Origin of the sequence: Nocardiopsis synnemataformans (assembly GCF_965343085.1) — a bacterium.
Lineage (GTDB): Bacteria > Actinomycetota > Actinomycetes > Streptosporangiales > Streptosporangiaceae > Nocardiopsis > Nocardiopsis alborubida.
In genome coordinates, this window is record NZ_CBDRFA010000001.1 from 176,796 (window position 1) to 200,974 (window position 24,179).

The 24,179-nt window shown below is 72.5% G+C and carries 21 protein-coding genes and 1 riboswitch; of the genes, 10 read left to right on the forward strand and 11 right to left on the reverse strand.

Going from position 1 to position 24,179, the window contains the following annotated elements; genetic code table 11:
* Positions 1-21: 21 nt before the first annotated feature.
* The 5 genes from ACSIH6_RS00720 to ACSIH6_RS00740 form a co-directional block, all read right to left on the reverse strand.
* Entirely contained in the window at positions 22-549 is a 528-nt protein-coding gene (locus tag ACSIH6_RS00720) for a low molecular weight protein-tyrosine-phosphatase (protein ID WP_061080631.1), read from the reverse strand.
* A gap of 194 nt (positions 550-743) precedes the next feature.
* On the reverse strand, positions 744-1,154 hold the full coding sequence (locus ACSIH6_RS00725) for a VOC family protein (RefSeq protein ID WP_435105467.1): 411 nt from the start codon (positions 1,152-1,154) through the stop codon (positions 744-746).
* Between the two features lie 366 nt (positions 1,155-1,520).
* Positions 1,521-1,955: a response regulator gene (locus tag ACSIH6_RS00730; RefSeq protein ID WP_150250593.1), complete on the reverse strand. Its 435-nt coding sequence runs from the start codon at positions 1,953-1,955 to the stop codon at positions 1,521-1,523.
* Between the two features lie 28 nt (positions 1,956-1,983).
* Positions 1,984-3,909, reverse strand: a complete 1,926-nt coding sequence (locus tag ACSIH6_RS00735) for a sensor histidine kinase (RefSeq protein WP_435105470.1) — start codon at positions 3,907-3,909, stop codon at positions 1,984-1,986.
* 26 nt (positions 3,910-3,935) lie between these two features.
* Positions 3,936-5,201, reverse strand: a complete 1,266-nt coding sequence (locus tag ACSIH6_RS00740) for a PP2C family protein-serine/threonine phosphatase (protein WP_435105472.1) — start codon at positions 5,199-5,201, stop codon at positions 3,936-3,938.
* Positions 5,202-5,816: 615 nt separating this feature from the next.
* Between ACSIH6_RS00740 and ACSIH6_RS00745 the strand changes: the two genes are divergently transcribed.
* Positions 5,817-6,536: a biliverdin-producing heme oxygenase gene (locus ACSIH6_RS00745; protein ID WP_435105474.1), complete on the forward strand. Its 720-nt coding sequence runs from the start codon at positions 5,817-5,819 to the stop codon at positions 6,534-6,536.
* Between the two features lie 20 nt (positions 6,537-6,556).
* Here the strand turns inward: ACSIH6_RS00745 and ACSIH6_RS00750 are convergent, their stop codons facing one another.
* A complete protein-coding gene (locus tag ACSIH6_RS00750) occupies positions 6,557-7,060 on the reverse strand; it encodes a CGNR zinc finger domain-containing protein (RefSeq protein ID WP_435105476.1) in 504 nt (167 codons plus the stop codon).
* A gap of 107 nt (positions 7,061-7,167) precedes the next feature.
* Between ACSIH6_RS00750 and ACSIH6_RS00755 the strand changes: the two genes are divergently transcribed.
* From ACSIH6_RS00755 to ACSIH6_RS00765, 3 genes are all read left to right on the forward strand, one after another.
* Positions 7,168-8,049 (forward strand): alpha/beta fold hydrolase, encoded by an 882-nt coding sequence (locus tag ACSIH6_RS00755; RefSeq protein ID WP_435105478.1) that lies wholly within the window; start codon positions 7,168-7,170, stop codon positions 8,047-8,049.
* 157 nt (positions 8,050-8,206) lie between these two features.
* A complete protein-coding gene (locus ACSIH6_RS00760) occupies positions 8,207-8,866 on the forward strand; it encodes a TetR/AcrR family transcriptional regulator (RefSeq protein ID WP_435105481.1) in 660 nt (219 codons plus the stop codon).
* A 154-nt stretch (positions 8,867-9,020) separates the two neighbouring features.
* Positions 9,021-9,284 (forward strand): hypothetical protein, encoded by a 264-nt coding sequence (locus ACSIH6_RS00765; RefSeq protein ID WP_435105483.1) that lies wholly within the window; start codon positions 9,021-9,023, stop codon positions 9,282-9,284.
* On the opposite strand, the gene ACSIH6_RS00770 is transcribed toward ACSIH6_RS00765, so the two are convergent.
* Positions 9,265-10,284 (reverse strand): 3'-5' exonuclease, encoded by a 1,020-nt coding sequence (locus ACSIH6_RS00770; RefSeq protein WP_435105485.1) that lies wholly within the window; start codon positions 10,282-10,284, stop codon positions 9,265-9,267. The two genes, ACSIH6_RS00765 and ACSIH6_RS00770, sit on opposite strands and share 20 nt — an antisense overlap.
* A gap of 317 nt (positions 10,285-10,601) precedes the next feature.
* On the opposite strand from ACSIH6_RS00770, the gene ACSIH6_RS00775 reads away from it, so the two are divergent.
* Together ACSIH6_RS00775 and ACSIH6_RS00780 are read left to right on the forward strand one after the other, a co-directional pair.
* Positions 10,602-11,564: an asparaginase gene (locus ACSIH6_RS00775; RefSeq protein WP_435105487.1), complete on the forward strand. Its 963-nt coding sequence runs from the start codon at positions 10,602-10,604 to the stop codon at positions 11,562-11,564.
* Between the two features lie 43 nt (positions 11,565-11,607).
* Positions 11,608-12,879 carry an NAD(P)/FAD-dependent oxidoreductase gene (locus ACSIH6_RS00780; protein WP_435105489.1) on the forward strand — a complete coding sequence of 424 codons (1,272 nt, stop codon included), beginning with the start codon at positions 11,608-11,610 and terminating at the stop codon, positions 12,877-12,879.
* On the opposite strand, the gene ACSIH6_RS00785 is transcribed toward ACSIH6_RS00780, so the two are convergent.
* Positions 12,863-13,054: a ferredoxin gene (locus tag ACSIH6_RS00785; RefSeq protein ID WP_130396673.1), complete on the reverse strand. Its 192-nt coding sequence runs from the start codon at positions 13,052-13,054 to the stop codon at positions 12,863-12,865. The genes ACSIH6_RS00780 and ACSIH6_RS00785 overlap by 17 nt on opposite strands.
* Before the next feature lie 494 nt (positions 13,055-13,548).
* Between ACSIH6_RS00785 and ACSIH6_RS00790 the strand changes: the two genes are divergently transcribed.
* Positions 13,549-15,969 carry a DUF4153 domain-containing protein gene (locus ACSIH6_RS00790; protein WP_435105491.1) on the forward strand — a complete coding sequence of 807 codons (2,421 nt, stop codon included), beginning with the start codon at positions 13,549-13,551 and terminating at the stop codon, positions 15,967-15,969.
* A 214-nt stretch (positions 15,970-16,183) separates the two neighbouring features.
* Here ACSIH6_RS00790 and pip read toward each other — a convergent pair whose 3' ends face one another.
* Both pip and ACSIH6_RS00800 read right to left on the reverse strand, forming a co-directional pair.
* On the reverse strand, positions 16,184-17,140 hold the full coding sequence (gene pip / locus ACSIH6_RS00795) for a prolyl aminopeptidase (protein WP_435105493.1): 957 nt from the start codon (positions 17,138-17,140) through the stop codon (positions 16,184-16,186).
* Positions 17,141-17,231: 91 nt separating this feature from the next.
* Positions 17,232-18,116 carry a DUF4429 domain-containing protein gene (locus tag ACSIH6_RS00800; RefSeq protein WP_435105495.1) on the reverse strand — a complete coding sequence of 295 codons (885 nt, stop codon included), beginning with the start codon at positions 18,114-18,116 and terminating at the stop codon, positions 17,232-17,234.
* A 285-nt stretch (positions 18,117-18,401) separates the two neighbouring features.
* Between ACSIH6_RS00800 and ACSIH6_RS00805 the strand changes: the two genes are divergently transcribed.
* Both ACSIH6_RS00805 and ACSIH6_RS00810 read left to right on the forward strand, forming a co-directional pair.
* Entirely contained in the window at positions 18,402-20,120 is a 1,719-nt protein-coding gene (locus ACSIH6_RS00805) for an AMP-binding protein (protein WP_435105498.1), read from the forward strand.
* 233 nt (positions 20,121-20,353) lie between these two features.
* Positions 20,354-21,409, forward strand: a complete 1,056-nt coding sequence (locus ACSIH6_RS00810) for a 3-deoxy-7-phosphoheptulonate synthase (protein ID WP_435105499.1) — start codon at positions 20,354-20,356, stop codon at positions 21,407-21,409.
* A gap of 119 nt (positions 21,410-21,528) precedes the next feature.
* Here the strand turns inward: ACSIH6_RS00810 and ACSIH6_RS00815 are convergent, their stop codons facing one another.
* Positions 21,529-22,458 carry a penicillin-binding transpeptidase domain-containing protein gene (locus ACSIH6_RS00815; protein WP_435105502.1) on the reverse strand — a complete coding sequence of 310 codons (930 nt, stop codon included), beginning with the start codon at positions 22,456-22,458 and terminating at the stop codon, positions 21,529-21,531.
* Between the two features lie 270 nt (positions 22,459-22,728).
* Positions 22,729-22,830: riboswitch (glycine riboswitch) on the forward strand.
* A gap of 144 nt (positions 22,831-22,974) precedes the next feature.
* Between ACSIH6_RS00815 and gcvT the strand changes: the two genes are divergently transcribed.
* Positions 22,975-24,087, forward strand: coding sequence for a glycine cleavage system aminomethyltransferase GcvT (gene gcvT, locus ACSIH6_RS00820; protein ID WP_435105504.1), 1,113 nt, complete (start codon positions 22,975-22,977; stop codon positions 24,085-24,087).
* Positions 24,088-24,179: the final 92 nt, after the last annotated feature.

Here is a 24,179-nt window from a genome sequence, read left to right on the forward strand (position 1 = left end):
TCCGCTCCCCCCTCACCCGCGCTACCGCCTCAACCGGGTGACGAGCTCGCCGGTGAGGCCCTTGGCCGCGGACTCCACCATGTTCAGAACGGCGGTGAACCCGTCGTCGCCGCCGTAGTAGGGATCGGGGACCTCCGGGTTGGGTCCGGTGCCGGGCGCGAAGGAGCGGAAGAGGCGGACCCGCGACATGTCGAACCCGTACTCCTCACCGTACTCGTCGACGACGCGCCGGATCTCGTCGACGTTGTCCAGGTCCATGGCGAGGAGGAGGTCCCGGTCGGCCAGGACGTCGTGGGCGAACTGGCGGGCGGTGTGACTGGTGAGGTATCCGTGCACGCGCAGGGTGGAGGCCGCGCGCGGGTCCATGCCGCCGCCCACGTGCCAGTCGCCCGTGCCGAAGCTGTCCACCGCCACGAGTTCGCTCATCCCTGCCCGTTCGAGGTCGGCGGCGAGGATCTTCTCCGCCATGGGCGAGCGGCAGATGTTGCCCAGGCACACCACACTGACGCGGTAGGGACCAGCGGGATCACGCGGTTCCGGCAAGCTCATGCCCTTACCGTAACGAAAAACCGTTGCGGCCACGTGCTGTGGCTCCCGCGCGTTCGCCCGTCGGAGCGGGAACACGGCGGCGGGGAACGCCCTGGGACGGGGACGGGCGGGAACGGCGGAGCGGGCGGACCACCGGCTCGCCCCCGGGACCGGCGCGGGCACCGGGGGCGTGGGGAGCTGGTGAACGCTCCCGGTCAGGGTGTGACGCCGACCTGCCAGACATGTCCGTCCGGGTCGGCGCACAGGGCCGTGTACCCCCAGGGCTTGTGCTCGGGTTCGGCCAGCACCTCTCCCCCCGCGCCACGGACCCGCTCGACCAGACCGGTGACCTCCTGTTCGGTGGCCATCTCCACGCCCATGAGGCACTCGCTGGTTCCGGCGGGGGCCAGTTGGCGGCTGTCACCGAGGACCCAGCCCAAACCTCCGGCGGGGATGAGGGCCAACAGGGTGCGCTGGTCGACGCGGAACATCAGGGGTTCGGGCACGCCGTCCTCGGTGGGTTCGCCAACGGGCTCGAAACCGAGGGCGTCGCGGTAGAAGAGCATCGCACGCATACGCTCGGCGATCGGCAGACTGATGTGGAGGCCACGGGCCTTGGCGGACACGGCCGCTCCGTCCTGTCGGGGTACATGACACGGTCACCCGTACCGACCGCGGACGGGGGTGAAACTCATCGGGTGCGACCGGAGCGGCGCGCAGGGCAGCGCGAGGCGGGGGGGTGGGTGGCCCCCCTGTATCCATGGAACCGCGGGCGGACGCGCCGCGGTAGTCCCTGTGCGCGGCTGTGGAAAACCTCCGCGGAGGGCCCGCCGCGACCGCGCGGGCCTCCCCTGCCGCTCCCCGCACCATCCCGCGGGACGGGCGCGGCCTCGTGGGACGAGTACGGCCCCGCAGGACCGGCACAGCCCCGTGGGGCGGGGGCGCCGCCCAGCCCTCGGGCAGGCGCACCCTAGCCCTCGGGCAGGCGCACCCTAGCCCTTGGGCAGGCGCACCACGCTGACGAAGAAGTCGTCGATCTGCCGGACCACCCGTATGAACTGGTCGAAGTCCACCGGCTTGGGCACGTAGGCGTTGGCGTGCAGGCGGTAGCTGCGCAGCACGTCCTCCTCGGCCTCGGAGGTGGTGAGCACCACGACGGGGATGTGCGCGAGGTCCTCGTCGTTCTTGACCTCCTCCAGCACCTCCCTGCCGTCCTTTCGGGGCAGGTTGAGGTCGAGCAGGATCAGGTGGGGACGGGGCGCGTCGGCGAACTCGCCCTCGCGACGCAGGAAGCGCAGCGCCTCGACGCCGTCGGAGACCACGTGCAGGCGGTTGCCCAGCTTGTGTTCCTCGAACGCCTCCCTGGTCATCAGGACGTCGCCGGGGTCGTCCTCGACCAGCAGCACCTCGATGGGATGCACCAACATGACCTCGCTCAAGCTTCCAGACCCCTGCTCAGGGTCCCGCCCCGTGACCGGGGGGAACCGTACCGCCACCGGTGTCGGGCTGGGCGGAGCGGACGCCGCCGGGCCTGTCACCCGGTTCGGCGCCGTCCTCCCCAGGGTTGTCCGTACCCGTGGGCTGTCGTGCGGCCGTCGGAGCCGAGTCCTCGGGGGTGGTCTCGGCGTCCTCGGTGCCCTCGTCCCCACTATCGACGGCGATGGGCTCGGCGGTTCCCCTGTCGGGGGCCGGGTCCTCGTCCTCCGCGGGGTCGGCGGGCAAGGACCAGCATATGCGTGTTCCGGTTCGGCCAGAGTCTTGGTCACCTGAGGTTTCGGATTCCTCAGGGGCCGGGGGGTCGGTTTCCAGCCAGATCCGTCCCCCGTGGAACTCCACGATCTTTTTGCACATCGCCAGGCCGATGCCGGTCCCCGTGTACTTGTCCCTGGTATGCAACCGCTGGAAGATCACGAAGATGCGCTCGGCGTACTGCGGTTCGATTCCGATCCCGTTGTCGGAGCAGCAGAACACCCACTCGTCACCGCGCCGCTCGGCGCTGATGTGGACCCGGGGGACCTCCTCGCCGCGGAACTTCACGGCGTTGCCCACGAGGTTGAAGAACACCTGGGTCAGGAGGGTGCGGTCGCCCCGCACGGTCGGCATCGGGTCCCGGGTGACCTCGGCGTCGGCCTCCTCCAGACGGGTGGACAGGCTGCTCAGGGCGTCGTCCAGCGCGTCGTCGAGGGCGACCGGCGCGAAGTTCCTGACCCGGCCGACCCGGGAGAAGGCCAGCAGGTCGTTGATGAGGGTCTGCATGCGCTTGGCGCCCTCGACCGCGAAGTCGATGTAGGAGTCGGCGCGCTCGTCCAGCTGCCCCTGGTAGCGGCGCTGGAGCAGCTGGCAGAAGCTCGCCACCTTGCGCAGCGGCTCCTGGAGGTCGTGGGAGGCGACGTAGGCGAACTGCTCCAGCTCCAGGTTGGAGCGGCGCAGCTCCTCGGTCTGGTTCTCCATGAGCACGGACTGCTCCTGGAGCTTGCGCCGCGCGGAGGCGACCTCGTCCAGGTCCTGCACGATGCGCTCGCGCATGGCGTCCACGTCCCGGCCGAGCCGGACGATCTCCGGCGGACCGTGCAGGGAGATCCGGTGGGCGTAGTAGCCCTCCGACACCTGGCGCATGTGCCCGGCGAGTTCCTCCAGGGGACGCAGCACCCACTGCTGGAGCATCACCCACAGGAACACCGACAGGAACACCACGACCAGGCCGACCAGGACCAGCAGGGCCACGACCTGCTGGGTGGCCAGGGTCAGGCCCTCGCGGGCCTCCTTGATCTCCGCCTCCAACTGGCTGGTGGTGGCGTCGCTGATCCGGCTGAGCTCCAGGAAGAGGATCCGGCCGCGCCGCAGTTCCTCCTGGGTGACCTCCTGCCCTCTGCTGACCTGCTCCAGGGCGGGCTCGGCGAAATCCTCGGTCCACACCCGGCCCGCGGTGAGCAGCTCGTCGACGTTGGTGGCCACCTCGGGGTTGTCCTCGGCCAGCTGGGCCAGGACGGCCTGGTTCTCCGTCAGTGTCAGCTGGCTCTCGACGTAGGGCTGGAGGAACTCGCGGTCCTGGGTGAGGATGTAGCCGCGCAGGGCGTGGTCCTGGGTGAGGTAGGCCGAGTGCGTCTGCTCGACCGCGCTCACGGCGGGCGTCAGGGAGTCGACCTGGAGTGCCAGGGACTCGCGGGCCTGGAACGCCGCCAGGGTGATGACGGACACCGCCACGACCAGGACGACGGCGACCACGGCCAGCAGGCTCGTGACGCGCCGCCGCAGGCTCCACGACTGGTGGGCCGAGCGCTTCCCCTCGTGGTTGGTGCCGTTGACGAAGTGCGTGCCGCCGATCGAGGCTCCGCCGAGCACGCCGGCGTCCGGGGTCGGCCCGGATTTCTCGGTCTCCATGGCCGTCCCCTCTCCGGTCGTCGGTGTCACTCGGGCTCTCCGTGGGTGATGAGCAGCATCGCCACGTCGTCCTGGAGCGGCCCCCCGTTGCTGCGCTCGGCCTCGTCCACCAGGCGTTCGGGCAGTCCGGCCAGGGAGGTGCCCCGTTCCAGCACGCCGGAGACCATCCGGCGCAGGCCCGCCACCTCCAGGCGCGCGGGCGGGGCCCCGTCGTAGGCGTCCACGAGGCCGTCGGTGTAGAAGAGCATGGTCGCCCCGGTGGGGAGCACGACCGTGTCGGTGTCGGTCTGCTCGACCGGGAAGACGCCCAGGGGCGGCTGCGGGGTGACGCGGGTCTCCTCGACGGCGCCGTCGCGCAGGACCATGGGCGGCGGGTGGCCCAGCACGCGGAGCCTGACCCGGTCGTCGCCGGTGTCCAGGCTGGCCATGCACAGGGTGGCGTACATCTCCTCCTGGGCCCGCTCGGTGACCAGGATGTCCTCCAGGTTGGGCAGCACCCTGTGCTCGTCGACGCCGCCCATGATCAGGGCGCGCCAGGCGATGCGCAGGCTGACGCCGAGCGCCGCCTCGTCGGGGCCGTGCCCGCTGACGTCGCCGATGATGACGTGGGTGGTGCCGTCCTTCTCGACCGCGTCGTAGAAGTCCCCGCCGACCAGGGCGCGCTTGCGGCCGGGTCGGTAGTAGGCGAGGTGGTCCAGGGGCGAGCGCTGGAGGAGGACCTGTGGCAGGAGTCCGCGTTCGAGGCGCATGTTCTCGCGGGCGCTCATGCGGGCCTCGCGCAGCTGGCGGGCGTTCTCGTCGGCGCGGCGCCGCTCCAGGGAGTAGCGCAGGCTGCGGCCGAGCAGCGAGCCGTCGACCTGGCCCTTGACGAGGTAGTCCTGGGCGCCCGCGGCCACGGCGGCGACGCCCTCGTGCTCGTCGTCGAGTCCGGTGAGGACGACGACGGCGGCCGCGGGCGCGCCCTCCAGGACCTCGCGGAGCAGGTCCAGCCCGTGGGCGTCGGGGAGGTTGAGGTCGAGCAGCACGCAGCCCCGGAAGTCCTCCAGGTGTCGGCGCGCCTCGGCGAGGGTGGGGACCCAGGTGATGTGCGTGGGCAGGGCCGTCTCGTCGAGCAGTTCCTCGGCGAGGAAGGCGTCCCCGGGGTCGTCTTCTATGAGTAGGACGTCAACCGGTTCGACAGCAGCCTCCACCCGCTCGTTCAGGACGGTGTCGTCGCCCAGGAAGGCCCCGTCGTGCGAGGCAGCATCGTTGGCGGAGGCGGCCCGTGCCGCCTCCCCGCCGATCACCGTCACGGGATCGTGCCCTGTTCTCCTGGTATCCACTCATCGCCCTTGGTCTGCCGGTTCGTGGGTGCCGTGTCGCGCCGCGTGAACCCGGGAAGCGCCCCGGGTTCTCCCGGCGGTCCGGACCGCACGACACCCAAACGATAATCGCCCCGGTGACCTGTTGACCAGCGGCCGTGACGAGACACATCCGATGCCGGAGACCGGGATCACAGTCCTGTTCTCCCTGTGTGAGGGCCTGTTGGCCCGCGGTGGAGAACCCGCTGGCGCTTCGCCCCGATGTATGGACGGAACGGGCATGTGCCCATGCACGAGCACATGCAGGGTGTGACGGGGGACACTCCTCGGATTTCTTCGAGCGTACCCGAGACCTCCCTGGAGAGGCGGGCGCCCCCGCGGGAGACGTGCCCGGGAGCGGGGCGGCGGACTTCGGGACGGAGGTCGGGGCGGATCGCCGAACGGTCCGCCGGTCGGACCGGAGGCGGATTCCGGGGCGGCGGCGGCCGGGCGTGGCGGGCGTGGCGGGCAAGTTTTCATGACAGGGTGTCATATCCCTCTTGACAGCAGCCTCCGCCTAAATGACATGATGTCATAAAGATGCCGGACCGAAGGCGGAGAGCACCGATGAGCACAACGGCCGAGGTTCCCGCGACGACCGCCCCCGACGCACCCGAGGCGTTCTCCGAACGGCTCCGCGCGGCGACCTGGAGCGACCACCAGGCCGCCGAGGACCACGGGTTCACCCGGGCCCTCATGAACGGCACGCTCCCCCTGGACGGGTACACCGGCATGGTCGCCCAGCACTACTTCGCCTACGTCGCGTTGGAGGAGACCGGTCGGCGGCTGGCTGGCGACCCCGTCGCCGGAAGGTTCCACCACCCGGAGCTGGAGCGGGTCCCCGCGCTGGTCCGCGACCTGGAGCACCTGCTCGGCGCCGACTGGCGCGACAGGATCGCCCCCACCCCGGCCACCCGCACCTACGCGGCGCGCATCGAGCAGATGGCCGACCACCCCGAGGGGTTCGTCGCGCACCACTACACCCGCTACATGGGCGACGTGTCCGGCGGCCAGTTCATCCGCCGCGTGGCCGCCAGGACCTACGGCCTGAGCGACGCGGCCGGTGTCTCCTTCTACGTCTTCGACGCACTGGGCAGCCTGCCCCGCTTCCGCGCCGGGTACCGGGAACGGCTCGACTCCCTGGACCTGGACGGGGCCGCCGCCGCCCGTCTGGTGGCCGAGACACGGCTGGCCTACCAGTTCAACACCGAGGTGTTCGCCGATCTGGGCCGGCTGTACGCTCCCGAGGCCGAGCCGGAGGCAGGGGCGGACGCCGACGCCGCCTGAACGCTGACCGCGTGCGCCCGTCAGGGCGCCGGGGTCTGACGGGCGCGCTCCTGGTGGCGGCGGGCCTTCAGGCGGTTGCCGCAGGTCCTCATCGAACACCAGCGGGCGGTGTTGGCGCGGCTGCGGTCGAGGAGGAAGAGGCGGCACTCGCCGTTGCCGCAGGGGCGCAGCCGACCGGGCCTGCGCTCTTGGACGTCGTACCAGGCGAGCACCAGCTCCACCGCGAGCATCCGCTCGGGCGGCGCGTGCAGACGCCACCGCAGGTCCGACCCGCCGACCTCGGGAAGCCGGGAGACCCCGGCGAGGACGCGCCGCATCTCCGGCTCCGGCACGGAGCCGCGCGTGGCGGCCTGGAGCACGCCCCTCGCCGTCCGCAGCCAGCCGATCGCCGACACGTCACCGGGACCGCCGTGCTCCCGCGCCCACCGCCGCAGCGCGGCGTCATCGGCCCACAGGTCCCGCGGTCGGCCGTCCACCACCGGGGTGCTGTTCAGCGCTTCGAGCAGCGCTCCCTCGTCGATCATGACCGCCCACCTCACGGACTAACCCTCTTCGTCGACTTGACAGGTTACCTCGTATCCGCTCCACTGAGGGCGCAGATAACCATCAAAGTGGCTTTGGAGGGTTAGTCATGACGGAGATCCACCACCAGTACGCCACCGTGCGCGGACACCGCGTCTTCTACCGGGAGGCCGGGCCCCGCGACGCGCCAGCCCTGGTGCTCCTGCACGGATTCCCCACCAGCTCGCGCATGTTCCGCCGACTGATCCCGGAGCTCGCCGACCGGTTCCGCGTCATCGCCCCCGACCACCTCGGCTTCGGCCGATCCGACGCCCCGCCCGCCGACGCGTTCGCGTACACGTTCGACGCGCTCACCGACGTCACGGAGGCACTACTGGCCGGGCTCGGCGTCACCAGCTACGCCGTCTACGTGCAGGACTACGGCGCGCCCGTCGGGTGGCGGCTCGCGCTGCGCGCCCCGAAGGCGGTCACCGCGGTGGTCACCCAGAACGGCAACGCCTACGAGGACGGCTTCGTCCCCGAGTTCTGGGCGCCCGTGTGGGCCTACGCCGAGGACCCGGGGCCCGCGACGGAACCGGCGGTCCGCGCCGCCCTCGGCCTGGACGCCGTCCGCTGGCAGTACCTGCACGGGGTGGACCGCCCCGAACTGGTCGACCCCGACACCTGGACGGCCGACCACCGTGACATCAGCCGCCCCGGCAACGACCTCGTACAGCTCGCCCTCTTCCGTGACTACGCCACCAACCCGCCCCTCTACCCGCGGGTACACGCGTACTTCCGGGAGAGCCGCGTACCGCTCCTGGCCGTGTGGGGAGCGGAGGACCGCATCTTCGGCCCCGAAGGCGCGCGCGCCTTCGCGCGGGACCTGCCGGACGCCGAGATCCGCCTGGTGCCCGGAGGAGGCCACTTCCTGCTGGAGAGTCACCTGGACGGCACGGCCGACCACATCCGGGACTTCCTGACCCGTACGCTGCTGGCGGCCCGGGGCTGACGTCCGTCCGCGCCGCCGGAGCCGACGGCTTCGGGACGACGCCGCGTCGCGCGGGCGGAGCCGGTGGCCGACCCGAGCCCGGAGCCCCTGGCACCACCGCTGCGCACGGTCACCGAACACCGCCCCGGCCCGCTCCCGGGCGTGACACCATAGGAGGATGCCCAAGATCACGGCGCCGACCATCGCCGCCCACCGTGCCCGCACACGGGATCGCATCATGGACGCCGTCGACGAGCTGATCCGGACCCAGGGGATCGACCGCATCTCCATGACCGACGTGGCCAACTCCGCGGGGATCACCCGTACCGCCCTGTACAACTACTTCCCCGACAAGCCCGCGCTGCTCCTGGCCTTCACCGAGCAGGTCAACAGCGCGTTCGTCGAGCGGTACAGGCGCGAACTCCCCTCGGGCGTCTCGGCGGCGCGGCGGCTCTCGGCGTTCGTCCGCCTCCAGTTGGAGGGCATCATGGCGCATCCGCACCCGCCCGCCGCCGAACTCGGGGCCAGTCTCGGCCCTGACGCCTACCAGGCGCTCGCCGCCCACGTGGCGCCCATGCAGCGCCTGCTGACCGAGATCCTGGAGGAGGGCACCGCCGCGGGCGAGTTCGACCCCCTGCCCGCCGAACCCGTCTCCCGGCTGACCCTGTCGATGGTCGGCTCCCAGCGCCTGCCCCTCGTCAGTGGCGAGATCGACCTCGACGAGACCCACGCCCTGGTCACCCGGTTCGTGCTCCGCGCCCTCGGCGTGGCGACCGAAACCGTGGACACCGTTCTTCCGCAAACCGCCGCCTTGAACACCCGCCGTGGCGAGACATGATCAGACAGTCATAAAGGCTGGCCCGTAACCTGCGCCACAACGTTGGCGAGGCGATATCAAGTCGCAACGGTACGGCGACATCGGTCAGAATCGGTGGCCCCGCCCGCCCTTCGGGGCGGTCGCCCCTTCGACCGAGTGTGAGGCCCTCTCCGACGTGTCCCTCGTACTGATCCTCCTCGGCGCCGTCCTGGTGACGGTCGCCATGTTCAACAAGGTCCCCAGCTACGTCCCCGGACGGATCCCGACGCCCCGCCCCGGCCGCGGCGGCTCCGTGGCCACCGCGCGGAGTCCGGAGATGGTCCGTCCCCGCGTGCGTCTGGTGTCGGCCCGGCTCACCGAACCGGGCAAGGCGCTGCTCACCACACTCGGTGGAAGCGCGCTGATCGTGGCGTTCTTCCTCACGCTCTCGGGTCTGTGAGCCCCGGCCGGTCCCCGAGCACGGACCGGCCGATCCGGCCGAGCAGCCGCGCCGGGGAACCGTCACCGCGTCCGGTCGGGTAACCGAGGTCGCGCGTGCTCCCGCCACCGGCCATGCGCAGCAGCAGGCCGCCCGCGGCCGTGGCCGCGAGCCCACCCGTCACCGCGGCGGCCGCGGCCAGCCGCTCGCGGAAGCGGGTGTCGCGGTGCGCGGCCATCTCCGCGATGGCGCGGTCCGTGGCCCCGAAGGCCCCGCCGCACAGCAGCGGGTCCAGTTCGTGGGGCCGCCACCGCGCCTGCCAGGGGCCCAGCGGCGGAAGCCCGCCGGGCACCGACGACGTGCGCGGCTTCCAGCGGACGGGCTCCGCCGCACCTCCCGGGCCGGGGACCGGGTCCGGCACGGCGAGCCGCTTGGGCGCGGGACCGCCGTAGCGCAGCTCGCCGGGGGCATTGGCGAGCATCTCCGCGAGCAGTTTGGCGCAGGCACGGGCGTCGCCCAGCGCGGTGTGCTGTCCGGTCGGCCAGTCACCGCTGAGCCGGTGGGAGGCCTTGGGCAGCGAGTACCGCTCCAGCTCCACCTGGGAGCGCAGCGCGCGCAGCGTGCACAGCCCGGCCTGGCCCGTGGGCAGCCCGGCGGGCACCAGTTCCGAGGCGAGGAAGCGCTGTTCGAAGTCGAGGTTGTGGCCGACCACGACCGCCCCGGAGAGCAGTTCGGTGAGCCTTGGCGCCACCTGCGCCGCGGTCGGGGCGCCCACGGTGTCGCCCTCGCCGATGCCGTGGAACTCCCGGCCGCCCACCGGCGCGCGCGGGTCGACCAGGGTGCTGAACTCCTCGACGAGCTTGCCGTCGCCGCGCACGCGCACCACGGCGATCTCCACGATGCGCGCGCCCTCGCGGGGGTCGAGGCCGGTGGTCTCCATGTCGAGCACCGCGTACTCCAGGTCCGCCGCCCGCATGCCGACCCTGCGCCGGGTCAGCGCGCCCATCCGCAGCGTTCCCATCGTGTGCCCCACTCCTTCGTCCGTCGTGCCGAACGGCTGTTCCACCTTGTCGCGTACCGGCAACGACCTTACTCCCCGCGTCCGACAGCGGACCCCGCGCACGTGGGAGGGCCGTTCCCGCCGACGGGACGGCCGACCGCCCCGGCCGGGTCCGCGGCCCGGGGGACGGCCCCGGGAGCGGCTCCGGCGGGGCCGGTTCCGCGACCGCGGGGCGACCGGAAGAAAGGGGGGTTATGTAACGTTCTCAGTCGTGTCCACCCACAGGCGGACACTCCACGCGCACCCTGACCCGACCTCAACGGCGAGGAGAAGCCCGCATGCCCCAGAACCCGCTGCCCGAGTACGTCCCCCTGGCGCAGGTCATCCGGTCCGGAATGCTGGAGAGCGTCCACTACGGCGCGGTCGTCGGACTGGCCGCGGACGGCCGGATCGCCTACGCGCGCGGCCCCGTGCACCAGCCCATGTTCCCGCGCTCCTCGGCCAAGCCCTTCCAGGCGCTGGCGATGCTGCGGGCGGGCGCGCCCCTGGAGGGTCCCTCGCTGGCCATCGCCGCGGGCAGCCACTCCGGTGAGGACGCGCACACCGCCGAGACCGAGCGCATCCTGGCCGCGGCCGGGCTCACCGCCGACGCCCTGGGCTGCCCCCCGGCCGCCCCCGGCGGCAAGGACGCGCGCACCGCGTTCGTCCGCGCCGGACGCGAGCCCGAGCGCGTGCTGATGAACTGCTCCGGCAAGCACGCGGGCATGCTCGCCGCCTGCGTCGCCCGGGGGTGGAGCACCGGGGACTACCTCGAAGCCGAGCACCCCTTCCAGGTCCTGGTCCGCGAGACCATCGAGGAGATGTGCGGGGAGCCGGTCGCGCACACCGCCGTGGACGGCTGCGGGGCGCCCCAGATGGCGGTGTCCCTGACCGGCCTGGCCCGCGGCCTGTGGCGCATGCGCACCGCCCCCGAGGGAGGCCCGGAGCGGGCCGTGGTCGAGGCGATGAGCGCACACCCCCTGTACGTGGCGGGCAGCGACCGGATCGACACCGACCTCATGACGCGGATGCCCGGCCTGGTCGCCAAGGGCGGCGCCGACGGGGTCCTGGTGATCAGCGCCGCCACCGGCGAGACCGTCGCCGTCAAGATCAGCGACGGGGACGCCGAGGAGCGGGCGCGTACCCTGGTCGCACTCGACGCGCTGCGGACCCTCGGTGTGGACGTCTCCCCCGTCCAGGACCGGTTGCGCGCCGACGTCCTCGGAGGTGGCGCCCCCGTCGGCGAGGTCCGCCCACTCTGACGAACCCCGTCCTCGGGGAACCACCACCGGAAGGGACACCACCGTGCGGGACACCCTCAACGACATCGTCGTCGTCGGCGCGGGGATGGCCGGGCTGCACACGGCCGAGGCGCTGCGCGAACGCGGATACGAGGGGCGGCTGACGCTCCTGGGCGAGGAGGCGCACCGGCCCTACTCGCGGCCTCCGCTGTCCAAGGAGGTCCTGACCGGGGTGGGCATGGATCCCGCGGGCGGCGGCCCGGGCTGGCTGGTGGGCCACCGGGCGCTGCGCCTGCGCGAGGACGAGGCCGTGGACGCGCTGGACCTGGACTTCCGTCCCGGCAGTCGGGCCGTGGGGCTGGACACCGCCGCCCGCGAGGTGAACGTGTCCGGTCCGGGCGGCGCTCTCGAAACGGTGCGCTACGACGGCCTGGTGATCGCCACGGGCGCGCGGGCGCGCCGCCCCGCCACCGACCTGGCGGGCGTGTACGTGCTGCGCACCCTGGACGACGCCGAGGCGGTGCGGTCGGAGTTCGACTCCGGCGGCCGTCTGGTGGTGGTCGGGGCCGGTTTCGTCGGCGCCGAGGTGGCCGCCAGCGCCCGCGCGGTGGGCATGGACGTGACCCTGGTGGAGGCGGCGCCCACACCGCTGACCCGGGTCGTGGACCCGCGGATCGGCGAGGTCCTCACGGAGCTGCACCGGGAGAACGGCGTCGACGTGCGCCTGGGCGTGGGCGTGGCCGGTTTCGAGGGCCGGGGCCGGGTGGAGCGGGTCCGGCTCGCCGACGGCTCGGCGGTGGAGGCCTCCCTCGTGGTCGCCGGGATCGGCGTGCGCCTGAACACCGAGTGGCTGCGCGGGTCCGGGGTGGAGCTGCTGGCCGACGGCTCGGTGGCGTGCGACGAGTACTCCGCGGCCTCGGTGCCGAACGTGTACGCGGTCGGCGACCTGGCGAACTGGCCGCACCCGCGCTACGGCGGGCGGATCCGCCTGGAGCACTGGACCAACGCGGGCGAGCAGGGCGAGGCCGCGGCGCACAACCTGCTGGCGGGCGGCGACGGGCGAACGCCCTTCACTCCGGTGCCCTACTTCTGGTCCGACCAATACAAGATGAAGGTCCAACTGCTGGGACAGGGCGCGCCCGCAGATCAGGTCACCTTCGTGCACGGCTCCCCGGAGGACCGAAAGTTCGTGGCCTTCCTCGGCCGGGGCGGGATGCTCACCGGTGTGCTGGGACTGCGCTCCACCCCCAAGACCATGCGCTACCGGAGTTTGCTGGAGAAGCCGACGACGTGGGACGAGGCGTTGGCGGCCGCGGGGGTCACTCCCGCACGGTGATGGCCCTCTTGGGGCACATGCGCTCGGCCTGGCGGACGCGTTCGTGCGACGCGGCGGCGGGTTCCTCGGTGAGCAGGTAGAGGAAGTCGTCGTCGCGGACCTCGAAGACCTCCGGTGCGGCGGCCATGCACAGGGCGTTGCTCTCGCACTGGTCGTAGTCGACCTCGACTCGCATCGTCACTGGTACTCCTCGCGCGGAAGGCGGTGTGACCCCCGACTCTAGCCGGGGGCGGGCGTGGTGCACGGGCCTGGACGGGTGTACGGGCGCGCGTCCAGAACTTCGCTTTTGTCCATAAAACGGATGCTGTGTGAACCGTCAGCGTGCGCGCGCTGTCCCACTGCCGACAGCACCGGGCCGTCCGGTGCCGTCGTGAAAGGGGCACACGGGTGAGCGAGGACGAGACCGCCGGGAATCCCGAGGACCGCCGGGCGACCGTGGAGGCCGCTCCCGCGCCGGGGCCGTACGGGACCCCCGCGGCACCGGGTCCGCCGGGGAAGGTCGGGCAACCGGGGCAGGTGGGGCGGCCGAGTCCGTCAGGACAGGCAGGGCAGGAGAGTCCGCCGGGACAGGGCGGTCAACCGAGTCCGCCCGGAAACCCAGGACAGCCGGGCCCGCCAGGACAGACGGGGTATCCGAGCCCTCCGGGGCAGACGGGGTATCCGCAGCACATGGAGCAGGTGAGGCAGCAGGGTGCCCACCAGGGGCCGCAGCAGTACGGCACGACGTTCGCGCACCTGTCACACCCGCAGCAGTACCAGCAGGCGTACCACGACCCGGCCTACCGGTACCGGGAGCGGACGCGGGTGCCCCTGCCCCAGGCGCCCGCGTGGCTGCCGGTCGCCGTGTTCGGCGTCGGTGTGGTGGCCGCACTGTTGGCCACGTTCGACCAGCCCGGGATCGGCCTGGTCATCACCGGTGTGGTCGCGGGCCTGACCGCGGTCGCCGCGCTGATGGTGCGCCCCGCCGTCCCCGAGAGCGATGCGGAGGACGAGGAGGACCGAAGCGGGGAACCGGGGTCCGGGGAGGCTTCCGACACCGTGGGGAGCCCGGGGGCCCACCTGACCGAGGGTTCCGGTGAAACCGGTCCAGAAACGAAGAGCGATCCGGCCGGAGACGACGGGGAACCGCGGCCCGAGAACCCCTCCGGCACCGTGGAGGACGCGGAGAACGTCGGAGCTGTCTCCGGGGCCGAAAACGCGGCCTCCGAGACCACGGAGGCCCATGAGGGTTCCGGGGCCAATCCCTCGACTGAGGCGGGAGGGCCATCCGAGGCCGCAGAGGGCAGCGCGTCCGACAGCAGCGGAACAGGTACGCCTGGGAGTGTGACCTCTGGGGACACGGGTGCCCCAGAGGCTGATGAGGGCTCCGCATCCAGCGCCGCTGAGGCAGCTGAGCCGACCGGGAGCGAGGAGGACACCAGAACCGCCTCCGTCCCCGAGTTCACTGAGCCGGTCGCGTCCGACGGTACAGCCGGGAACGAAGAGGCCACCAAGGCCACTGGGACTGACGAGGCCACCAGGACAGGGCCCACCGGTGCTGGCGAAACCGCTGAGGCCGCTGAGGCCGCTGAGGCAGCTCCAAGCGTCGCACCCTCACCTCTGTCCCCCTCCCACCCCACAGCCGCACACGCCCCCGCCCCCCAATCCGCCTCTGCCTCTCAGGCCACGCCCGCCCCTGCTCCCACCCACACCCCTGACCCCGACCGCGCCCCCGCACCCGCACCCGCACCCGCACCCGCACCCGCACCCGACCGCCACGCCTACACCTGGTCGGCGGTCTACGGCGTGCTCGCCGCCGTCCTGCTGTTCACGGCGGTGTTCCGCGACGCGGGCTGGGTGCTCTTCTGGACCCTGACCGCGTCCTTCCTCCTCGCCTCGATGGCCTTCGCCGCGCGCAACCCCGCCTCCCGCCAGGGCGCGGTGGGCGTCGTCACCGGCTCGCTCGCCCTGTTCCGCAACCTGCCCTCCACACCGCGGTTCCTGACCGCGCCGCTACAGGGCAAGCGGTCCCGCCGCCTGGTCGGTCCGGTCCTGGTCACCACGGTGACCACGGTCGGCCTGCTGCTCGTCTTCGGCCTGCTCTTCGCCTTCGCCGACCCGGTGTTCGGCAGCTACCTGAGCCGGATGTTCACCGACCTGCTCCTGGAGAGCGACCTCAACCCGTTCGGCGACCTGTTCGCCATGACGACGGCCGTGCTCCTCACCGGCTCCGCCGTGCTGACCGCGCGCCGCCGCCACACGCCGGGGCCCCCTCCCCACACCGCCCCCGTGGGCCCCTCCCCCGAGCGGACTCCCCTGCCGGTGTGGGTGTGGACGATCCCGATCAGCGCCCTGGTCCTCCTGTTCACCGCGTTCCTCGCGGTCCAGGCCGTCGCCATGTTCGGCGGTGACGAGTACGTCCAGCGCGTCGCCGGGGTCACCTACGCCGAGTACGCACGCCAGGGCTTCTTCCAGCTGGTCGTGGTCAGCCTGCTCGTCCTGTGCGTCATCGCGGTGGTCGTGCGCGTCCTGCCCTCCAGCACCACCCGCGTCCTGCGCAACGCCCTGCTCGGGCTGCTGTGCACGCTCACCCTGGTCATCCTCGCCTCGGCGATGATGCGCCTACAGCTGTACATCGACACCTACGGGCTGACCCGGATGCGGGCCAGCGCCGAGGCGTGGATCATGTGGAGCGCGGGGGTGTTCGGCCTGCTGCTCGTGGCGGGCGCGCTCAACACCCTGGGCCGGTCGGCGGCCTGGCTGCCCCGCGCCACGGCCGCCCTGGCCGGAGCGGCCCTGGCCGTGTTCGCCTACGGCAACCCGGACCTGCGTATCGCCGAGAGCCACCAGGACCTGGACCTGACCACGGTCGACACCTGGTACCTGCGCGACCTGTCCACCGACGCGATCCCTGGTCTGATCGAACTGGAGGGCAACGACCGCGACTGCGCCCTGGTGGGATTCCAGAACCTCGTGGAGGAGTCCGACGACACCGGGTTCGCGTCATGGAACCTGTCCCGCCACCGGGGGCTCCAGCAGCTGGACGAGCTCGGCCTGTTCGAGATCGGCGGCCAGGTCGGGACGAGCTGCTCCTACGAGCGCGGCCACTAGGAAGCGTGTCGGGCGCACACCCCCGCCGCCCTCCGCCCGCCCCCGGTGGACGCCTCGCGCGGTTCCTCCCGCGCACGGCTCCCGCCGCGTTCGTGGACCACCGGAACGGCCGGGGAACGTGGGGCGCGGGGGCTCCCCCCGCACCCCACGCCTCTCCCGAAGACCCGGGGCGGCCCTCCCGTCCGCCCCGGGGCCGGGCCGCCCGCGCCCCGGGTTACTTCGCGAAGCGGTCGGTCGCCTCGATCAGGTGGTCCAGGATGCCGGGCTCGCTGAACGCGTGCCCGGCGTCGTCCACGATGTGGAAGTCCGCCTCCGGCCACGCCTTGTGCAGGTCGTAGGCGGTGCGGGCCGGGGTGCACACGTCGTAGCGGCCCTGCACGATCACGCCGGGGATGTGCCGGATCGCCTCCGCCCCGTCGATGAGCTGGTTCGGTGCGAGGAACCCGCGGTTGACGAAGTAGTGGTTCTCGATCCGCGCGAAGGCCAGCGCGTAGTCCTCGTCCGCGTGGTGCTCGCGCAGCTCGTGGTTGGGCAGCAGGGTGACCGTGGACCCCTCCCACACGCTCCACGAGCGCGCGGCGGCCAGGCGCTCCTCCCGGTCCGGCGAGTTCAGGCGGCGCGCGTAGGCGGCGATGAGATCACCGCGCTCCTCCTCGGGGATGGGCGCCAGGTAGGACTCCCACAGGTCCGGAAAGAGCTGGGAGGCGCCCTCCTGGTAGAACCAGCGCAGCTCGCTCTCGCGCAGGGTGAAGATGCCGCGCACGACCAGCTCGCTGACGCGCTCGGGGTGGCGCTGGGCGTAGGCCAGCGCCAGGCAGCTGCCCCAGGACCCGCCGAAGACCTGCCAGGACTCCGCGCCGATCATCTCGCGCAGCCGCTCCATGTCCCGCACCAGCGTCCAGGTGGTGTTGGTGGACAGGTCGGTGTCCATCTGGCTGGCGTGCGGGGTGGAGCGGCCGCAGTTGCGCTGGTCGAACAGCAGGATCCGGTACCGCTCCGGGTCGAAGAGCCTGCGGTGGTCGGGCACGCATCCGCCGCCGGGGCCGCCGTGCAGGAACACCACGGGCTTGCCCGCGGGGTTGCCGCACAGCTCCCAGTAGACGCGGTGTCCGTCGCCGACGTCGAGCATCCCCGAGTCGTACGGCTCGATGGGCGGGTACAAGGTACGCAAAGCGTGAGCCCTTTCGTGGACGTGGTTCCTCCCCGGGGGACCCCGGCGGAGTCGGGCGCCGCGGCCGGGGCACCCGGTGGGGGCCGACCGGTCAGAGCCGGTCGAGGAGTTCGGCCTTCTTGACGCTGAACTCCTCGTCGGTGAGCAGCCCCTCGGCGTGCAGCCGCCCGAGTTCGCGGATCTTGGCGAAGACCGCCTCGCTGCCGTCGTCGGCCGCCGCCGCGGTGAGCTCCGCGGGCCCCGTCTGGGCCTCCCGCGCCGCCGCGACGTGGGCGTTGACGGTGGCGGCCATCAGCAGGGTCTCCTCGCTGCCCTTGGTCCCGTGCGAGGCGAGCGTGAAGAAGTCGTTTTCCAGGGCCGTGGCCTCGGGGATGGTCACCCCGCGCAGCACGATGCGCAGGTAGCCCTCGGTGACGTCGACCGGCGGATGCCAGTGGGCGGTCTCGATCTCGGAGAGCTGGTAGTCGCGGGACTTCTCCTTCTCCTTGGCCGTGCTGGCCAGCCAGCCGTCCCACTGGAAGCGCACGCGGGTGCCGTCGAAGGAGGCCGACCCCTCGGCGGTGCGGACCTGGAGCGGGGGCCGGGCCACCAGCCCTCTGGCCACCTCGCGCGGGTCGAGTTCCTCGGTCAGGGTCTCGCGGGCGAAGCGGGCCGAGGCGGCGATCTGCTCGGAGTAGTACTCGGCGAGGAGTTCGCCCTCGTGCGGGCCGGTGATCAGCAGCGGGGTGAGCGCGTCCCGGCCGGGGACGCCCAGGAGCGCGTAGGGATCGGTGTCCTCCACCAGCCTCAGCCGGAGCCGCCAGCCGTGCTTGCGACTGCCCCGGTCGAAGTCGACCTCGCGGACGGCGGCCATCGGAACCGCGCAGCTGCCCAGCGACCGGAACAGGGTGGGCACCTTGCGGCCGGAGTCGAAGCGGATACGGATCGTCTCGTCGTCGATCCGCCAGGTTCCGTGGTGTCCGCGAAGTTCCTCCATGTCCACACATCCTAGAGCCAGCGGGCTCCGCATGAGGGGGCGCGGGACGGTCGGCCGGACCGGGTGTGAGGGGAGGGTGATCCGGAACCGGACGCCGCCCGCCCGGGGACGCGGCACCGCCTCGGATCCCCGTCCGCCGCGGCGGCGCGACCTCCACCGCGGGTGGGGCGTCACGGCAGCGCATCCCGGGTAGGACCAGCGGGGCACACCCGTTGCACCGCCCCGCCCGGGCGGGACCGGCGGACAGTGCGGTCGGCGCCCTGTCCCTGAACCGGAGGTCGCCACATGTCGAGAGAGACGGCAGCCGCGGGCGCGGCCGAGTTCCGTGCCGCCCGGGACCTGCTCCTGGACCTGCGCGAGGACCAGGAGAGGGCGCACCGGGAGTTCATTTGGCCCCGGTCGGACCGGTTCAACTGGGCGCTGGACTACTTCGACGAGGTGGCCGAGCGGCGTCCGGACCGGACGGCGCTGTGGATCGTGGAGGAGGACGGCGGCCAGGCCAGGTACACCTACCGGCAGATGTCGGAGCGCTCCGGCCAGGTGGCCAACTGGCTGAACAACCAGGGCGTGCACCCGGGCGACCGGATCCTGCTGATGCTCGGCAACCAGGTGGAACTGTGGGAGACCCTGCTCGCCGCGGCCAAGCTCGGCGCCGTGGTCTGCCCGACCCCCACTTCCCTCTCCGAGAGCGACCTGCTGGACCGGCTGGAGCGCGGCGAGATCGCGCACGTGGTGTGCTCGGCCGCCGAGACCGAGAAGTTCGCGCCGCTGCGGGGGCACTGGACGCGGATCTGCACGGGCTACATGGAGGGGTGGCTGAACTACGCCGACTCCGAGCACGCCGGTCTGGACTTCCACCCTCCGCGCCCCACCCGCCCCGACGACCCCCTGCTGCTGTACTTCACCTCCGGCACCGCCGCCCTGCCCAAACTGGTCGTGCACACCCAGCGCTCGTACCCGGTGGGGCACCTGTCGACCATGTACTGGCTGGGCGTGCGGCCGGGCGACGTCCACCTCAACGTGTCCGAGCCGGGGTGGGCCAAGCACGCCTACGGCAGCGTGTTCGCCCCGTGGAACGCCGAGGCGACGGTGCTGGTCGTCAACCAGGAGCGCTTCGACGCGGCGGGGCTGCTGGACGCGGTCGTGCGCTGCGGGGTGGACACGCTGTGCGCGCCGCCGACGGTGTGGCGGATGCTGGCACAGGCCGACCCCGCCGCGTGGGACGTGGGACTGCGCGAGGCGGTGGCCGCCGGGGAGCCGCTCAACCCCGAGGTGGTGGACCGCGTGCGCGAGGCGTGGGGCGTGACCGTGCGCGACGGTTTCGGGCAGACCGAGACGACCGTGCTGCTGGGCAACGGCCCCGGCCAGGAGGTGGTGCGCGGTTCGATGGGGCGCGAGATGCCGGGCTACGACGTGGTGCTGGCGGACCCGGCCACCGACGAACCCGCCGACACCGGGCAGATCTGCGTGGACCTGGCCCGGGAACCGGTGGGGGTGATGAAAGGCTACGCCGACAACCCCGACCTCAGCCGCGAGGTGATCCGCGGGGGCCGCTACCGCACCGGTGACATCGCCAGCCGGGATTCGAACGGTTACATTACCTATATCGGTCGATCCGACGATGTGTTCAAGGCCTCAGATTACCGCATCTCACCATTCGAACTCGAAAGCGTTCTGGTCGAGCACGAATACGTGGTCGAGGCGGCCGTGGTTCCCTCGCCCGACCCGCTGCGGCTGGCGGTGGCCAAGGCGTACGTGACCCTGGCCGCGGGGGTGGCCCCGGACGCCGAGACCGCGCGGTCGATCCTGGCCCACGCGCGCGAGCGCCTGTCGCCGCACCAGAGGGTGCGCCGCCTGGAGTTCGGCGAGCTGCCCAAGACCGTCTCCGGTAAGATCCGTCGCGTGCAGCTGCGTCGGGCCGAGGCCGAGCGCGGCACGGTCACCGACGGCGCGCGCAACCCGCGCGAGTACTGGGAGGAGGACCTCCCGGGGTCGGGGCAGTGACCGAGCGGGTGCCGGAGCCGCCCCCGGCGGAAATGGCCGCGGGAACCGGGAAAATACCGTCTCACGAAATGAGACGCTTTTCGGCGTCCGAAACCGGTGTGGTGTTTTCTGTCACGTGAACCGTGCCGGCCGACGCGGCAGCGGAGTGCCGAACCGCCCGCGCTACTGTTTTCATAAGACGGTTTTCGTGGCGACAGCGGAAAACACGACAGACGGGACCCGAGGGGAACACCATGCCGAGCACGAACGACACACGGGTGGCCAGTTACAAGCCGCTCATCGCCCCCCGGGACCTGCTGGCCGAGCTTCCGCTGGGCCCCGAGCGCAGCGCCCTGGTCGAGGAGTCACGCGCCGAGGTCAAGCGGGTGCTGGACGGTGACGACGACCGCCTGCTGGTCGTCGTGGGCCCCTGCTCGGTGCACGACCCCGAGTCCGCCATGGACTACGCCCGCCGCCTGAAGGAGCTGGTGCCCTCCCTGCGCGACGAGCTCTGCGTCGTGATGCGCGTGTACTTCGAGAAGCCGCGCACCACCGTCGGCTGGAAGGGCCTGATCAACGACCCCGGCCTGGACGACACCTACGACGTGCACCGCGGCCTGCGCACCGCGCGCAAGCTGCTGCTGGACATCAACGCGCTCGGGCTGCCCGCCGGGACCGAGTTCCTCGACCCCATCACCCCGCAGTACATCGCCGACGTCGTCTCCTGGGGCGCGATCGGGGCGCGCACCACCGAGAGCCAGGTGCACCGCCAGCTGAGCAGCGGTCTGAGCACACCCGTGGGCTTCAAGAACGGCACCGACGGCGACGTCCAGGTGGCCGTGGACGCGGTCGGCGCCGCCGCCGCCTCGCACACCTTCTTCGGGATCGACCCGGCCGGCGCCGGTTCGGTGGTCGTCACCGAGGGCAACCCGGACTGCCACGTCATCCTGCGCGGCGGCCGCAGCGGCCCCAACTTCGACGCCGGGCCGGTCAACACCGCCCTGGACGTCATCGAGGGCGCCGGGCTGCCCCGCCGCCTGATGATCGACGCCAGCCACGCCAACAGCGGCAAGGACCACACCCGCCAGCCCGGTGTGGCCGCCGCGATCGCCGCCCAGGTCGCCGAGGGCCAGAGGGGCGTCATCGGCGTGATGCTGGAGAGCTTCATCGTCGAGGGGGCCCAGAAGCTGGGCGACCCCGCCGCCCTGACCTACGGCCAGTCGATCACCGACAAGTGCATGGGCTGGGAGACCACCGGCGACGTGCTGGCCCAGCTGGCCGAGGCCGTGCGCCAGCGCCGCAAGGCCTAGCCGGTGTCTCCTCGGGCCCCCGCGAGCTGAGGCCCGCCCAAGAACAGACCCTCTTCCGTACACCGGCCCGCTCCCGCGTCGGGGGCGGGCCGACGCGCGTTTCGGGACGCACGCCCCGTTCAGGCGGTGCGCTCCTCCTCGGGCAGGACCTCCAGCTCCACGAGCATCTCCCGCCCCAGCGACTCGCACAGCTCGGCGTCCCCGTCCTCCTCCAGGTCGATGCGCAGCGCGAACGTGTACAGGTCGTCGCCGCGCTCGACCCAGCCGACCCACCAGCCCGGCGCGGGGTCGGCCTCCCCGCTCCACCCCGTCTTTCCGTGGAGGGCGTAGCCGTCGCCCTCCCCCAGGGCGGCGAGTTCGCGCACCGCCTCCTGGTGCGCGTCGTCCACGGGCAGCTCGTCGCGGGCCAGCCTCGCCAGGAAGGCGGTCTGCTCCATCGCGGAGATCTCCAGCGGCCCCTCCACCCAGAACCGGTCCAGCGCGTCCGCGTCGCCCACCGAACGGTTGCCGTAGTCCAGCCGGTCCACCCAGGCCGCCATCCGCTTGTGCCCGACCCTGTGGGCCACCTCCTGGTAGACGGGGAGGTTCGAGGCGGGGAAGGCCTCGCGCAGTGCCATGTCCCGCTCCCACCGGTCGACGGGCTGGGGCCCGCCCCCGTGGGGCACCACCTCGCCCACGTCCCCGACCGCGCCCGTCTGGAGCCCGACCAGGGTGTTGACCAGGTCGAAGGTGGACGCGGGGGCCGTGCGCTCGCGGGCCTCCTCCGGCTCCACCACGGTCGCCTCCCGCTCCATCACGTCGTGGAGCACGAAGGTGCCCCCGACGCCCGCGTCGGCGAACACCGACTCCAGGTCCTCGCGCTCGACGGCGGCCACGTCGCCCCGCGTCAGGGGCGGGGGCCCGGCCTCCGCCCCCTCCCTGGCGGGCCCGTCCGGCTCCCGCGGTCCGTCCACGGCCCCGGCGCACCCCGTGCCCGCGGCCAGGGACAGAACGCATCCGGCCGCGAGCGAGCGCGCTCCGCGCGCCGCCCTCCCGGTGTCGGTTCGCATCCGTCTCCCTCCCCCCGGTCGGTACCTCCCGCACACGCTAATCCCCGCCTCCCCGCTCCAGGATGGAGGCGGACGGAGTGTCGAAGACCCAAGGACACGGCGGGCACGGCGGCGGGCGCGGACGACGGGCACGGGCAGCCCGGCGGCGGAGGGCGGGCACGAAGCGGACGGCGCGCGACGGGGCCGCTCACGGGCTCCGGCGGGAGCACCGACGCCGCACCGGGCACCCTTGGGCGCCGTTCACGGCCGCTGCTAGGCTGAACGTGTTGCTGACCCCGTACGGGAGAGTGCCCGCGTATCCAGCGCGGGCCGCCGAAGGAGCAATCCCTCCCCGAAGACAACCTCTCAGGCACAGCGGACCGTACGGGCGAGACCACTCTGGAAAGCAGGGACAGCCGTCCCTCGCCGAAGGTGCAAGCCGCGCCGAGCGCGCGGCGAAGCTCTCAGGCACAGATGACAGAGGGGGAGGATGGCAACGCCACGCACGTCACGACGCCCATCCTCTCGGGAGTGCCCATGTCAGATGCCGCATCCGCGCCGCGCGCGACAGCGCTGCGCGATGTCCACGAGAAGGCCGGCGCCACCCTCGTCGACTTCGCCGGATGGCTCATGCCGCTGCGCTACGGCAGCGAGACCGCCGAGCACCGGGCGGTACGCGAGGCCGCGGGCCTGTTCGACCTCTCCCACATGGGCGAGATCCGGCTGACCGGCCCGCAGGCCGCCCAGGCCCTCGACCACGCGCTGGTCGGCCACCTGTCCCAGGTCAAGGTGGGACGCGCCCGGTACTCCATGATCACCGCCGAGGACGGCGGTGTCCTGGACGACCTCATCGTCTACCGGCTGCGCGAGGACGAGTACCTCGTCGTGGCCAACGCCGCCAACACCGCGGTCGTCGCCCCGGCCCTGGCCGAGCGGGCCGCGGGCTTCGACGTCGAGGTCCACGACGAGTCGGCCGAGTACGCGCTGATCGCCGTCCAGGGGCCGCGCGCCGTCGACGTCCTGGCGCCGCTGACCGACGCCGACCTGGACGGCATCCGCTACTACGCCGGGTACGAGCACACCGTCGCCGGTGAGCCCGTCCTGCTCGCCCGCACCGGCTACACCGGCGAGGACGGCTTCGAGATCTTCGTCAGCCCCGCGGAGAAGGCTCCCCAGGTGTGGGAGGCCCTCATGGCCGAGGGCGAGCGGCACGGCCTCGTCCCCGCCGGGCTCTCCGCACGCGACACCCTGCGCATGGAGGCCGGGATGCCGCTGTACGGGCAGGAGCTGACCGCCGACCTCACCCCCTTCGACGCCGGTCTGGGCCGGGTCGTGAAGTTCGACAAGGGCGACTTCGTGGGCCGTGCGGCCCTGGAGGAGGCCTCCCGCTCCTCCCGTCCCCGCCGCCTCATCGGCCTCGTCGCGCGCGGGCGCCGCCCGCTGCGCCAGGGCCAGGAGGTCCTGCGCGACGGCACCTCCGTCGGAACCATCACCAGCGGCGCGCCCTCGCCCACCCTGGGCCGCCCCATCGCCATGGCCTACGTGGACGGCGACCTCGACACCTCGACCGGCGCGTTCACCGTGGACGTGCGCGGACGGGGCGAGGACGTCGACGTGGTCGAACTGCCGTTCTACAAGCGGCAGTCGTAGGAGCAGGGGCCTTCACACCCCGAAGGCCCGCACGCCCCTCGCGGCGGGATCCCCCCACAGGGGACCCGCACGCACGGGGCGCGACCGGGCGT

Coding starts and splice junctions, on each gene's coding strand:
- ACSIH6_RS00750 (WP_435105476.1), bottom strand. CDS start 7,060: ATGATCGACGAGGGAGCGCTGCTCGAAGCGCTGAACAGCACCCCGGTG.
- ACSIH6_RS00775 (WP_435105487.1), top strand. CDS start 10,602: ATGCCCCAGAACCCGCTGCCCGAGTACGTCCCCCTGGCGCAGGTCATC.
- ACSIH6_RS00755 (WP_435105478.1), top strand. CDS start 7,168: ATGACGGAGATCCACCACCAGTACGCCACCGTGCGCGGACACCGCGTC.
- ACSIH6_RS00730 (WP_150250593.1), bottom strand. CDS start 1,955: ATGTTGGTGCATCCCATCGAGGTGCTGCTGGTCGAGGACGACCCCGGC.
- ACSIH6_RS00770 (WP_435105485.1), bottom strand. CDS start 10,284: ATGGGAACGCTGCGGATGGGCGCGCTGACCCGGCGCAGGGTCGGCATG.
- ACSIH6_RS00785 (WP_130396673.1), bottom strand. CDS start 13,054: ATGCGAGTCGAGGTCGACTACGACCAGTGCGAGAGCAACGCCCTGTGC.
- ACSIH6_RS00810 (WP_435105499.1), top strand. CDS start 20,354: ATGCCGAGCACGAACGACACACGGGTGGCCAGTTACAAGCCGCTCATC.
- ACSIH6_RS00720 (WP_061080631.1), bottom strand. CDS start 549: ATGAGCTTGCCGGAACCGCGTGATCCCGCTGGTCCCTACCGCGTCAGT.
- ACSIH6_RS00805 (WP_435105498.1), top strand. CDS start 18,402: ATGTCGAGAGAGACGGCAGCCGCGGGCGCGGCCGAGTTCCGTGCCGCC.
- ACSIH6_RS00790 (WP_435105491.1), top strand. CDS start 13,549: ATGGAGCAGGTGAGGCAGCAGGGTGCCCACCAGGGGCCGCAGCAGTAC.
- ACSIH6_RS00745 (WP_435105474.1), top strand. CDS start 5,817: ATGAGCACAACGGCCGAGGTTCCCGCGACGACCGCCCCCGACGCACCC.
- ACSIH6_RS00800 (WP_435105495.1), bottom strand. CDS start 18,116: ATGGAGGAACTTCGCGGACACCACGGAACCTGGCGGATCGACGACGAG.
- ACSIH6_RS00760 (WP_435105481.1), top strand. CDS start 8,207: ATGCCCAAGATCACGGCGCCGACCATCGCCGCCCACCGTGCCCGCACA.
- ACSIH6_RS00735 (WP_435105470.1), bottom strand. CDS start 3,909: ATGGAGACCGAGAAATCCGGGCCGACCCCGGACGCCGGCGTGCTCGGC.
- gcvT (WP_435105504.1), top strand. CDS start 22,975: ATGTCAGATGCCGCATCCGCGCCGCGCGCGACAGCGCTGCGCGATGTC.
- ACSIH6_RS00815 (WP_435105502.1), bottom strand. CDS start 22,458: ATGCGAACCGACACCGGGAGGGCGGCGCGCGGAGCGCGCTCGCTCGCG.